9 protein-coding genes are annotated in these 13,215 nt (G+C 41.6%); 7 read left to right on the top strand and 2 right to left on the bottom strand.

The genetic code is table 11. The annotated features are described in order from the left end of the window. Positions 1 to 37 precede the first annotated feature (37 nt). Positions 38 to 2,017 (bottom strand): LruC domain-containing protein, encoded by a 1,980-nt coding sequence (locus tag LA303_RS07545; protein ID WP_240524678.1) that lies wholly within the window; start codon positions 2,015 to 2,017, stop codon positions 38 to 40. 706 nt (positions 2,018 to 2,723) lie between these two features. Here LA303_RS07545 and LA303_RS07540 point away from each other — a divergent pair. Further along, positions 2,724 to 5,291 carry a T9SS type A sorting domain-containing protein gene (locus tag LA303_RS07540; protein ID WP_240524677.1) on the top strand — a complete coding sequence of 856 codons (2,568 nt, stop codon included), beginning with the start codon at positions 2,724 to 2,726 and terminating at the stop codon, positions 5,289 to 5,291. Then, positions 5,266 to 5,712, top strand: a complete 447-nt coding sequence (locus LA303_RS07535; protein ID WP_240524676.1) for a hypothetical protein — start codon at positions 5,266 to 5,268, stop codon at positions 5,710 to 5,712. The genes LA303_RS07540 and LA303_RS07535 overlap by 26 nt, the downstream gene beginning before the upstream one ends. 77 nt (positions 5,713 to 5,789) lie before the next feature. Here LA303_RS07535 and LA303_RS07530 read toward each other — a convergent pair whose 3' ends face one another. Continuing rightward, positions 5,790 to 6,419 (bottom strand): O-methyltransferase, encoded by a 630-nt coding sequence (locus LA303_RS07530; RefSeq protein ID WP_240524675.1) that lies wholly within the window; start codon positions 6,417 to 6,419, stop codon positions 5,790 to 5,792. A gap of 250 nt (positions 6,420 to 6,669) precedes the next feature. On the opposite strand from LA303_RS07530, the gene LA303_RS07525 reads away from it, so the two are divergent. The 5 genes from LA303_RS07525 to LA303_RS07505 all read left to right on the top strand — a co-directional run bounded on the left by LA303_RS07525 (position 6,670) and on the right by LA303_RS07505 (position 13,215). Next, on the top strand, positions 6,670 to 7,158 hold the full coding sequence (locus tag LA303_RS07525) for a MarR family winged helix-turn-helix transcriptional regulator (protein ID WP_240524674.1): 489 nt from the start codon (positions 6,670 to 6,672) through the stop codon (positions 7,156 to 7,158). Between the two features lie 26 nt (positions 7,159 to 7,184). Beyond that, entirely contained in the window at positions 7,185 to 9,587 is a 2,403-nt protein-coding gene (locus LA303_RS07520) for a 3-hydroxyacyl-CoA dehydrogenase/enoyl-CoA hydratase family protein (protein WP_240524673.1), read from the top strand. Positions 9,588 to 9,625: 38 nt separating this feature from the next. Beyond that, positions 9,626 to 10,798 (top strand): thiolase family protein, encoded by a 1,173-nt coding sequence (locus LA303_RS07515; RefSeq protein WP_240524672.1) that lies wholly within the window; start codon positions 9,626 to 9,628, stop codon positions 10,796 to 10,798. A gap of 79 nt (positions 10,799 to 10,877) precedes the next feature. Continuing rightward, entirely contained in the window at positions 10,878 to 12,662 is a 1,785-nt protein-coding gene (locus tag LA303_RS07510; protein WP_240524671.1) for an acyl-CoA dehydrogenase family protein, read from the top strand. A 70-nt stretch (positions 12,663 to 12,732) separates the two neighbouring features. Beyond that, positions 12,733 to 13,215, top strand: coding sequence for a DUF4442 domain-containing protein (locus tag LA303_RS07505; protein ID WP_240524670.1), 483 nt, complete (start codon positions 12,733 to 12,735; stop codon positions 13,213 to 13,215).

Raw genomic sequence — 13,215 nt, 5'->3', positions numbered from 1 at the left:
AAATTGATTCCCGGGTTTTTATCCTGTTTTTTACCGATTATTCATCGGCGTCCAAATACGTGTTATCACGATATCCTGGCAGATCTTTGTACCAGTCGTCATATTGTGTTCCCCCCGATTCAGCCCAATCGCCGAAATGCAGATAACCTTTTGTAATGTCTTGTTTTTCTTTCATCCATTTAAACTTATAATCGATATTGATGGCCCACGGAAGATTTTTGGATGTTTTGTAATATCTTCCGGTAGCCGGATTGCTGTCATCGTCAGCGGTGCCAAACAACGATTGATCGGCTAAACTGGTGGGAGCCATATCGGGCAAATGTATTTCCACATGCACATCGCCTCCTTTGATAAGATACGGGTTGTAAGGAGGTGTACCCAATTGTGAAGCTTCCTGAGGCGTGCTAAAATGGATCGTCATATCAATTTCTTTTCCAAGAGCATATTCCGTATTTTCAAATACGACAAAATTGGCTAAATTTTGTCCTTGTTCGGTACCATTGCCGTTTTGGGGGATTCCTCCGGCGGTATGGTAGTTACTGGTTACCGAAGCAACAACATTTTGATTGACAGGAATCTGAAAAGCAAAACCATTATGAAGTCCGGCACCGTTATGGCGGACATCAAATTTTACCTGAATGTCAACCACTTTGTTTTGCGCATTGGTAATCTGGTTGAAATTATAACCCACAACCAAATCGTTGAAGTCAAAGTCGCCTTTCGAAGGCCATAAATCTTCAAAAGCCAGCGTTGCCCACAATCCGTTACCGGGGAAATAGTTGTTAAAAGCTCTTTCGGGATCGTTGGGATAATCGTCCTGGTCATCCGGTACGCCATCTCCGTCAGAATCCGGTCCCAAGGTGCTGCCGTATCGCAAAATACCCAAATCGTTTACAGGAATTGATTTTGAAATATTTATGTATTTCCACGCTGCCGTATTGGGATCAAATTCGATCAATTTACCATCGCTAACGCTTTTTGACATATAGAGTTTGCCATTGGTTCCCACAGCCAGTGATGTAAGTGGTGACGGCAGTGTAGGATCGCTGATCAATTGGGTATGGATAACATTTCCGTCAAATACGCCTTTATAAACTCCTGATTTAGTAAGGATGTATAATGTTCCGTCATCGGCAAAAGCCAAATCGCCCCATCCGGTATTGGCCAGCCCGTCAATAGAAAATGTTTGTAAATATTGGGCGTTGGCAGGATCGACAGTATATAACTTTGCATGATTTGAAATATAAAGCAATCCGTCAGCAGGATTATAGTCCATCCGAGGAAAAGAGCTGGCCATATTCCCGACTTTAGTAAAAGTATAGTTACTTAAATCGTAATAACCCAGTTCGAATGGTCTTTCCCTGTTGGCAACATACACGTAATTATCCACCTTATCTACAGCATTGGCAATGGAAGTAAAAGGAAGATTTCCTACTTTGGTTACTGTACCTGTTCCCAGATCAATTTGGTTCAGATCGGTAGAATTTCCTGACACAGAGTAAAGTATGTCAGAAGTAGCATCGCTTTTTGCGGCAACGGGCCTTGCAAAACCTTGTTTAACAGATGCTCCCTGGTATGTATAGTCCATCGTATTTCCCGTAATCAACAGGTCTTTTCTGGTAAAGTGCCCGTCTTTGCTACGGACGATGTACAGGTATTTGTGATAAGCAGGAATATTAAGCGTTACATTAAAACCATCAGCAGTTGTCATTCCCGAAGCCAGTTTTTGGTTCCGGTCGTCCATGACCACTACGGTGTCATCGTCCGAATAAATAATTTGTTCGGGCTTTTCGCTTTTTAGGCTGTAAATATCATATTTCGCTCCGGATTCTGCATCGTGAATGTTTACAGTAATTTTCTGTGTTGTGGAGAAGTTAAATTGATCCGGAATAGTCAGGCTTTCGATGCCGGTAGATTCTGCTGGTGTTGGCGCGGGTTCCGGTGTTTCATTACAGGCTGTCAAACCGAACAGCGCCAATAAAATAAGTGCTCCTAAGGGTTTGAAAAGTTGTTTCATTGTTATTTTTTTTTCGTTGTTCTCTAATAATTAAACAAAAAGTAAGCCGTTGGTTTTAACGTGCTTAATAACAGGTGATTATGGGTGTTCGAAGCCGTGTTAAATCTCATATTGGGAAAAAACCGTTTCATCCGGGAAAGCTTCGGTTTTCCATAATCATCTTTTTCAGAGTACAGAATAATAGTTGTCTGTTGGCAGAGACTTTACAAAGGTACAAAAAATGGCCATTACTTTTTACGAATCAGCATCAGACCGTCACGGAGAGGAACCAACATCTGTTTATTTTCTGAATGAATAAGGGTAACGCGAAATAAGGGAAGAAAATTTGTTCATAAGGAAAACTTTTTCCAAACATCTTAACACAGTGTATATTATTCAAAAATATTCGTATTATTGCTAATAATATTTTAATATTTGTGTTTTGTTAAGAAAATAAGGGAAGAGAATAAAACAAACGAATTAATAAAAAAACTCAGAGGGATGCTATTTTTAAAATAGAATTCTTTTTTTGAAGAAGTCGTAATTCATTGTGAACGGGAAGAAATGAAATAATAATGCAGCTCTCCGAAAAACTTTTTAGAAACTAGTATAGAAGGAACATCTGACATCGTCTTCAATTTTACTTTTGAAGATTTTGCGTGTGGTTCACATTAAAACATATAATTATTGAAATAACATGATTTCCCATCCTCAAAAATAATGTAATATGAGAAAATTTACTATTTTTATCTCATTGATAATCTTGTCATTATCCGTCTTTTCTCAAAATCTTAACTACAAAGAAAAAGCGATTGAGCCCAAAGCCAATTATTTTGACATTGTAGCTTCCGCCAGGGCAAACCTTTCCCAATTAGACATGCGTATTCTCGCCAATAAAAAAGCCCAAAAACATTTTGAACGATGGGCCTATTTCTGGAAAGACAGAGTTTATGCCGATGGTACTTTCCCCCCGGCCGATCTTGGCTATTTTAATGCAGGCATTCTCGATAGCAAAGGAAAAATAGTACGGCAAACTTCTTCAATGAAAGAGGGAACAAATGGCGTTTGGGTTAACATTGGTGCACATACCGTGCCCCAACACAATGGGTATCCAAACTATCCTCAAATGGGGCGATTAAATTGTTTATTACGGTTTCCCAGCCCGGAAGGCATGGATCATGATGTTTTATTTGTAGGGGCGCCTTCCGGTGGTATCTGGAAATCTTCCGATGGTGGTACTTCCTGGACGCCAATATTGGATAATGTGGCAGGAATCGGCATAACCGATATTCAATCAGCAGATACTTCCTATTCTCTTCATACGGTTATTTATGCATCAACAGGAGATTATGACGGTCTGAATATTAAATCAATAGGAGTCTTGAAATCAACAGATGGCGGTAATACATTTTTTTCTACAAATCTTAGTTTCTCACTAAGCCAACAGGGAATAACATCAAATCTTTTAGTTTTAAGTAATGATACAGTTATTGTTGGTACCAGCAATGACATCTACAGAACAACGGATGGAGGAACGACATGGCAGAGTACACTTTATGATTCCAGACCTGTTGAATATGGCCGATTTGTTAAGAGCGATAATGACACGATTGCCTGTATGAATGTTGCTGGTGAAGTTTATACATCAAGCGACAAAGGAAATAGCTGGCATAAAATAAGAGATGGAAGTGATCGTCCAGGCAATAAACTTGCCCTGTTTTTTAAAGGCGGGACCTTATTCATGGAAGACAAAAATGGGCAAATATCTTACTATGATTCTGCCGGCTGGAAAGAAATAGGTAATCCTGTTCCTGCTTATGATCCCCAATACGGGTATGATCAAACCCTTTTGATAGAAAACAACATGATAATCAGTGGAGCTGTGGACGGATTTCACAGTACAGACTCCGGCTCAACCTGGTATAAGTCTTTAAACGGATACTGGCAAAGCGATGCTGATTCGGGGAGTTATATTCATCCTGATTTTCATGCCATGGGAAAATTGGATAATGACACCAGCACGTACAAATATTGGGTTTGTACTGACGGGGGACTGAATTACGTTGAATACAAAAAGGAGGGTGATTTTAAACCTGTTGTTACATACAAATCGGATAAATGTATTGTTACCCAATTATATTCGGCTGCTATTACCCCAAACAGCACAACGGGAAACATGTTGCAGGGAAATCAGGACAATGATGGTTTTAGCAGAGAAATGTTTGATGGAGAAATGCAATGGATTGCAGCAGCAGCGGGTGATGGTACAGCAACAGCCATAGATTACACGGATCCTAAAATCAGGTACTTAGGCTGCCAGAATGGGGTCCTAAATATAGCAATAAACGGGTTTTCAGGAAATTACATGGGAGATGTTCAATTAAAAATACCAGGGGCAAACTTTGTTTGGCCCTTGGAGATGAACACCATTAACCCTAGTAAATTATATGCAGGAGGAGATGATGTTTATTTACTTAATGCTGATAGCGGTTCTATGACCGCGCTAAAAGCCGGAACGGGGACCGTTTCTTTTATTAGCACCCACAATAATGCTGTTTTTGCCATTGGCGACAGTGCTGTCAGGAAAAGTTTAGATGGCGGTCAAACGTGGAGCAGCCTTAATCAGGCAAGTACCGATCCTTCAGCAACAATCAATTCTATTGATTTTGTAGCCACTCATCCCGACACCGTTTATGCAACGGTAAAAAGCTATATAAGTGACCAAAAGGTTTTTAAATCTACCGATGGAGGGTTAACATGGAATAATATTTCGGCCGGTTTACCTAACATTCTTATGAAAAAGGTGCTCGTGGCACAAAACAACTACCAGGAAATCTTGTATGTCGCTACAGAATTAGGGGTTTATTATAAAATTGGAGATATGCAATGGGCCCGCCTTGGAGATAATTCTTTACCCAACGTTATCGTTAATGATTTGGATATTAATTATACTGAGAATGCCTTGGTTGCGGCAACATTTGGCAGGGGATTATGGCAATTTGACATTTCAGATCAGGTAGGGATTAATGAAAATGAATTTGCTGAGAATCAAAAACCGGTTATTTTTCCCAACCCTGTTACCGATGGGAGAATACATATCAATTTACCACAATTTAACAGTCAAAACCGGTACTATTATGTAATCTATAATATTGTAGGAGGTATCATGAAGCAGGGAGAGCTGACGAATAAAAATACGGAACTTGATTTGACAAATGTTTCAAATGGAATTTATATGATGAAAATATCAAGTGATAAAAATAAAAGTTTTGTACAAAAAATTATTAAAAATTAGTCATCTTATAAAAAGGTTATTGCTTGTTTCTCTTTTCCTGATTTTAGTAACAGGATTTGAGTCCTGTAAAACTATTGCTATTGAATCAGCAAGCAGGAATCTCGTTTACCCGGGTGTTCCAAGAGGAAAAATATACATGAATTTTTCTGTCGTTTTTTCTTCAAAAGATAATTTCTCAATAAAACGGGTAATGCTTGGAGATTCTGTTATTAAACGCTATTCTTTGCAGGATTTAAAAACGCAGGTATTTCTTGACATTAAAAAAAACCAATTTGGTCCCGGTAAGTTCAAGTTAATTTTTAAATCTTATGACCTAAGAAAAAATAAGAAGAACCAGGTTTTCCTGACAATTGTTCGTAATGGAAGACCCAAAACGATTTCAGCTTTTGCAGATTTAAAGAAGCCTGTGTACAGGAGGTAATCTGCAATCCTCATTGGTACAGGTATGTTGCTGTTTTCAGATTGAACATTAATCACCGTTCTAACTGAAAAATGCAATTATAATTTCCGTATCAACATCAATCCATCCCGCACGGAAAGTATCACCTGCTCTACCCTGCTGTCATTCTTTACCAATTCATTAAAAGCCATGACTCCACGCGTTTCCTTATCGGGGTGGCTGTTATTTTCCACTACCTTTCCGCCCCACAGCACATTGTCAGCCAAGATAAAGCCGCCTTTGCGCAGTTTACGGAGTGCGAGTTCATAATAGTCCGGATAATGGTTTTTATCGGCATCAATAAAAACCAAATCAAATGTTTCGTCCAAATCAGGAATAACCGCCCGTGCATCTCCTAAAATAAAACGGATTTTTTTGCCGTAAGGTGCTTTGTCGAAAAAACGACGGGCAAAACTTTCAATTTCTTCATTGTTATCAATGGTGTACAAAATTCCGCCTTCAGGCAGGGCTTTTGCCATCGAAAGCGCAGAATAGCCGGTGAATGTTCCGATTTCCAGAATGCTTTGCGGTTGCAGCATGTGGATGACCATTTCCAGAAATTTTCCCTGTACCTTTCCGGACAGCATGTGCGGATAATAGGTTTTAAGATGGGTTTCACGGTTCAGCTGGTACAATAATTCGTCTTCATCCGTGGTGTGGTTTTCGATATAGCTTTCTAATTGATCCATTTTTTTCATTTTAAATCCGTAGATCTCTGTCGGAGGATAAACCAATTTGGCAAAGGTACAACACAAAATAGAACAGATTCCGGTTGGCCGGGATGCCTAACGTTTTTACGCTTTTTTTGCCTTTTTCTTCCCTGCAATCGATTGAAAAAAGCATTTAGAAACAATCTAAATGTTAATTTTTTGAAAAATAGTTTGCATGCGAACTATTTTTACTTTATTTTTGTACGCATGCGTAATAACTGAAAAAAAGATGAAGCTAAACGAAACCATTGAATTTTACATCCGGACGACCTCATTGGCGCTTTCGCGAATGTACAATTCAATTGCAGTAAAGTACGGCATAACCCAAACAATAGGTTACATTCTTACCTATGTAAGCCGAGAAGGGACTCCTTCCACGCGGCTTGCACAGCTTATCGGAATGAAAAATTCGAGCCTGACCCGGCTGTTGAAAAAAATGGAAAAAGACGGTTGTATTTACCGGCAGGTTTCGCCGGACGATAAGCGGGTAGTCAAAATTTTTCTGACCGAAAAAGGGGTGCAACGTCGTAAAATTGCAAAAAAAGTGGTTTTGGATTTTAATCAGAAGTTGCTGAATAAAATCGATGAAGACGAAATGAAGACCTTTTTTAAGGTATTCGATATTATCAAGGAACAGGTAGCCATCGAGCTGGGTGAAGTTCCTGCAAAAGAAGGACATAATACAAAACAAATAAACAATGGACAACTCGTTCATTAAATTAATAAACCTAATCTTTATATATTATGGTACGTAGAATCAAAAAAGTTGCAGTGTTGGGCTCCGGTGTGATGGGTTCCGGCATTGCTTGTCATTTTGCCAATATCGGCATTGAGGTTTTGCTCATCGATATTGTGCCACGTGAACTGACCGAAGCTGAGAAAGCCAAAGGGCTGACACTGAATGACAAAGTAGTCAGAAACAGAATCGTTAATGATTCCCTGAAGGCTGCGCTCAAATCAAAACCATCCCCTATTTACAAAAAGTCGTTTGCCAAACGGATAACAACCGGTAACTTTGATGATGACTTACCGAAAATCAAAGACTGTGACTGGGTAATCGAAGTCGTGGTAGAACGTCTTGATATTAAACAGCAGGTCTTTGAAAAAGTGGACAAATTGAGAAAACCGGGTACTTTGGTTACTTCCAATACTTCCGGTATTTCCATTGACGCTATGGCGGAAGGCAAAAGCGAAGATTTCCAGAAACATTTTTGTGGAACTCACTTCTTCAACCCGCCGCGTTATCTGCAACTTTTTGAAATTATTCCGTCCAAATATACCGATCCGGAAGTATTGGCTTTTCTTGAAGATTATGCCGGCCGTTTTCTGGGCAAAACACCGGTTTTGGCCAAAGACACCCCGGCTTTTATTGCCAACCGTATCGGAACCTATTCTATTATGGACCTTTTTAATAAGGTGAAAGATTACGGTTTAACCATTACCGAAATTGATAAACTGACCGGACCGGTGATCGGACGCGCCAAATCGGCTACTTTCCGTACCGCTGATGTGGTTGGTCTGGATACCCTGATCCATGTGGCCGATTATATTCGCGAAACCACCAACGACGAAGCACACGATGCTTTTAAAGTACCGGATTACCTCCAGAAAATGCTGGAAAACAAATGGCTGGGATCGAAAACCAAACAAGGATTCTTTAAAAAAGTAGTGGTTGACGGAAAGAAAAAATTCCTCACCCTCGACTTTGAAACCTTGGAATACAAGGAAGATCCCAAACCGAAATTCTCGGTACTGGAAAAAACAAAAGGCATTGATGATTTGCATAAACGTTTCCCGGTATTGCTGGCTGACAAAGGAAAAGCCGGTGAATTTTACCGTGACTCATTTTACAGCCTGTTCCAGTTTACTTCTAACCGGATTCCGGAAATTACCGAAGACATCTACAAGGTGGATGACGCCATGATGGCCGGATTTGGCTGGAAGATTGGTCCTTTTGAAATCTGGGATTCGTTGGGTGTAGCCGATACGGTAAAAGCCATGGAAGAAGCCGGCAAAAAACCGGCCCAGTGGGTTTATGATATGCTGGCAGCCGGTAAAGAAAGCTTCTTTACCGTGAAAAACGGCCGGAAATATTATTACGACCTGAAAACCAAAGATTATAAAGAAGTTCCCGGACAGGAAAATAAACTGTCACTGGCCCTGCTGCGTAATACCAACGTGGTTTGGGAAAATAATGATGTGAGCATTTTCGATTTGGGTGACGGCGTTTTGAACGTTGAATTCCACTCGAAAATGAATACCATTGGCCAGGGAACGCTCGAAGGACTGAATAAAGCCCTCGACATGGCTGAAGCGGATTACAAAGCCATGGTGATTTCCAACGAAGGCGACAACTTCTCTGCCGGCGCCAATGTGGGTATGATTTATATGTTGGCTGTTGAACAGGAATGGGAAGACTTGAACATGGCTATTCAGTGGTTCCAGAAAACCACCATGCGCTTGCGCTATTCTTCTATCCCGGTAATTGCTGCACCTCATGGTATGGCACTGGGTGGCGGATGCGAAGTTTGTATGCATAGCGATAAGGTGATTGCTCATGCCGAAACCTACATGGGTTTGGTAGAATTTGGTGTAGGACTGATTCCTGGCGGTGGCGGAACCAAAGAGTTTGCTCTCCGTCTGGGCGATGAACTGCGTCCCGGAGATATCCGTACCAACCAGTTCCTGAACCGTTATCTGAGCATCGGACAAGCCAAGGTTTCCACTTCGGCTTACGAAGCTTTCGATTTGGGTTACCTCCGTCCGGGTGTTGACGAAGTGATTGTCAGCCGTGCTCATCAGCTGGCTTATGCTAAAAAAGTGGCGCTTGAAATGGCCGACAAAGGATACTCACAACCGGCTCCGCGTAACGACGTCAAAGTTTTGGGACGTGAAGCTCTCGGAATGGTTTATGTAGGCTCTGACGGGTTTAAAACCGCTCATTATATGTCAGAACACGATGGTTTAATTGCCGAAAAACTTGGGTATGTGATGGCCGGAGGCGAAATCTCACAGGCGCTTACCGAAGTTTCAGAACAATATCTGCTGGATCTGGAAAGAAAAGCTTTCCTGGAACTTTGTATGACACGGAAAACGTTAGAGCGTATTAACAGCCTGATTACAAAAGGTAAAATCCTCAGAAACTAATCACCAATCATTTTTAAAAACAGAAAAAATTTAATATTATGAATGCATATATAGTAGGTGGATATCGTTCGGCCATCGGCAAAGCTCCGCGGGGAACTTTACGTTTTACCCGTCCCGATGATATTGCCGTTGAAGTCATCAGACATTTAATGAATGACTTTCCACAAATCGAGAAATCGGAAATTGACGATGTTGTTGTCGGAAACGCTTTTCCGGAAGCTGAAACCGGAATGAACATGGGACGTTTGCTCTCATTGATGTCACTGGATACCGTGGATGTTCCCGGTTCAACCATCAATCGTTTCTGTTCATCCGGAATCGAAGCCATAGCCATTGCTTCAGCCAAAGTAAGTGCAGGAATTGCTGATGTAATTATCGCCGGTGGTGCCGAAACCATGTCGATGATTAACATGGGCGGATGGCGCATGGTGCCTAACCCGAAAGCAGCAAAAAGTAATCCTGACTGGTATCTGAGCATGGGATTGACTTCGGAAATGGTAGCCCGTGAATATAAACTGAAACGGGAAGAACTGGATGAGTTTGCAGCCAATTCGTATGCCAAAGCCATTAATGCTATCGACAACGGTTACTTCAAAGATCAGATCGTTCCCATCACGGTGGAAGAAAATTACTTTGAAGACGGGGTGATGAAAACCCGGAAAAAAATCTTTGATACGGACGAAGGTCCGAGAAGGGGAACTACTCCCGAAACGTTGGCCAAACTGCGTCCTGCCTTTGCTCCTGATGGCGTTTCTACTGCAGGAAACTCATCGCAAATGTCGGATGGAGCTGCTTTCGTCTTGGTAGTGTCAGAAGAAGCCTTGAAACGTTACAACCTGACTCCGCTTGCCCGTCTGGTAGATTACCAGGTTTCCGGCGTGGAACCTTATAAGATGGGTATCGGTCCGACCAAAGCCATTCCGAAAGTGTTAAAACACGCCGGAATGAAACTCGAAGACATGGATCTTATTGAGCTGAATGAAGCTTTTGCCACCCAGTCGCTGGTTGTGGTAAGAGAAGTGGGAATTAACCCGGAAATCTTAAACGTTAACGGTGGAGCCATTGCCCTGGGACACCCCTTGGGATGTACCGGTGCCAAACTGACCGTTCAGATTCTGAATGAATTGAAACGCCGTAATAAAAAATACGGTATGGTCACTATGTGTATCGGAACAGGACAAGGTGCTGCCGGTATTTATGAAATGTTATAAATAATTTTAAGCACATCAGTTGATAAACTGGTGTGCTTTTTTTACAAATCGAATTATTCAACTATTAAATTATAAAATTATGTCAGACAAAAAAGCGTTAAAAGGTGGTGAGTTTCTCATCAGGGAAACCAATGCGGCCGATATTTTCATTCCTGAAGAATTTAACGAAGAACAGCAAATGATGGCACAAACCTGTAAAGATTTTACCGAAACACAGGTTTTGCCCAACGTGGAACAATTGGAACACCACGATAATGAATTGTTGACCAAATTATTAAAAGATGCCGGCGAGCTCGGATTGCTGGGGATTTCCATCCCGGAAGAGTATGAAGGTTTCGGACAGAATTTCGTGACTTCTATGCTTACCGTAGAAGAAATGGGAAAAGGATTTAGTTATGCCGTAGCTTATTCGGCTCACACCGGAATCGGTACCCTCCCTATTCTTTATTTTGGTACAGAAGAACAAAAGAAAAAATATCTTCCCAAGCTGGCTACCGGTGAATATATCGGCGCTTATGCCCTTACCGAGCCGGATGCCGGTTCTGACCCGAATAACGGGAAAACCAAAGCTACATTGAGCGAAGACGGAAAATACTATGTGCTGAACGGGAGTAAAATGTGGATCACCAACGGGGGAATCGCCGACTTGTTCATCGTTTATGCTAAAATTGAAGACGACAAAAACCTGAGTGCTTTTATCGTGGAACGCGATACGCCCGGATTTACTTTCGGTGCTGAAGAAGACAAAATGGGAATCCGTGGTTCTTCCACCATCCAGATTTTCTTCGATAACGCCAAAGTGCCGGTAGAAAACCTCTTGGGTGAAAGAAATGAAGGTTTTAAAATTGCCCTGTATATCCTGAACCTTGGCCGTATCAAACTGGCTGCCGCTACTACCGGTGCTGCCAAAGCAACGATTGACGCCAGCGTTCAGTATGCCAACGAAAGAAAACAGTTTGGAATGGCTATTGCCAACTTTGGTGCCATTAAAACCAAACTGGCCGAAATGGTTATCCGCACCTTTGCCACTGAATCGCTGACTTATCGCGCCAGCCAGAACATTGATGACGCCATTAATCAGCTGGTTGCTGATGGTATGGATAAAGGCCGGGCTTCCATCGAAGGAATTCGTCAGTTTGCCATTGAAGCTTCCATTGCCAAAGTTTTTGGTTCTGAAGCATTGGATTTTGTGGTGGACGAAGGCGTTCAAATTCATGGTGGAATGGGCTATTCAGCCGAAACTGTGGTAGAAAGAGCTTATCGCGATTCCCGTATTAACCGTATTTTTGAAGGAACCAACGAAATTAACCGTATGGTGGCTGTTGGCGAATTGCTGAAACGGGGTATGAAAGGTGAAATCGACCTGCTGACACCGGCCAAAGAAGTAGCCAAAGAGCTGATGGGTATTCCTGATTTCGGTAGCACAACCATGGACTATTTTGAAAACAAACACAAATATATTGTGAATTTCAAAAAAGCCATTTTGATGGTCGCCGGTGCTGCGTTGCAGAAATACATGGATAAATTCCAGAATGAGCAGGAAATTATGTTGAATGTAGCCGATATGCTGATGTATACTTATGCTGCCGAATCAACACTGCTCCGCGTGGAAAAACTGGCCAGCAAGTACGATGAGAAAAAATTGGCGATTTACAAAGATATCTTGGATGTATTCTTGTATGATACAGCTTACCGGATTAACAAAATCGGGTTGGATGCTGTGAATTCATTTGCCGAAGGCGATGAACAGGCAGGAATGCTGATGGGGATGAAACGTTTTACCAAAGTGAATCCGGTGAACGTAAAAGAAGCCCGCAGAAGAATTGCTGATCAATTGATTGAAGCTAACCAGTACAATTTTTAGTTAACAGATTTTGAGAAACAGGCTCATTTGAGCCTGTTTCTCTTCTCTTTTTTAAAGTGTAATTTTTTATATGGCAAAAACCAAAGATTTTAGAAAGCTGGCCAATAATCCGTTTCGCCTGAACCTGTTTTTCTTAAAACATATGCCGATGGGCATTTTAAACGGATTGCGCATTGTGGAACTGGATGAAAAACATGCTTCAGTTTCGGTGCCGTACAACTACCTGACCAAGAATCCGTTCAGGTCACTTTATTTTGCGGTACAGTCTATGGCCGCCGAACTTTCGTCCGGTGCGATGGCCATTGCTGAAGTAAAAGCAGCTCCGCGGCCGGTTTCCATGCTGGTTTTTGATATGCAGGCAAAATTCACCAAAAAAGCCCAAAGCCGGGTTACATTTACCTGTAACGACGGAGAAGCCCTGCGTGATGCCGTAAAAAAAACACTCGAAACCGGAGAAGGGGTTACTGTGCCCATCGTTTCCATTGGAATTGACGAAGCCGGTGATCAGGTCTCTGAATTTAAATTTACCTGGACGTTTAAAGCAAAAAAATAA

This window comes from Candidatus Sulfidibacterium hydrothermale, assembly GCF_020149915.1.
GTDB classification, from domain to species: domain Bacteria; phylum Bacteroidota; class Bacteroidia; order Bacteroidales; family F082; genus Sulfidibacterium; species Sulfidibacterium hydrothermale.
This window is presented reverse-complemented; position numbering and strand designations above follow the sequence as displayed.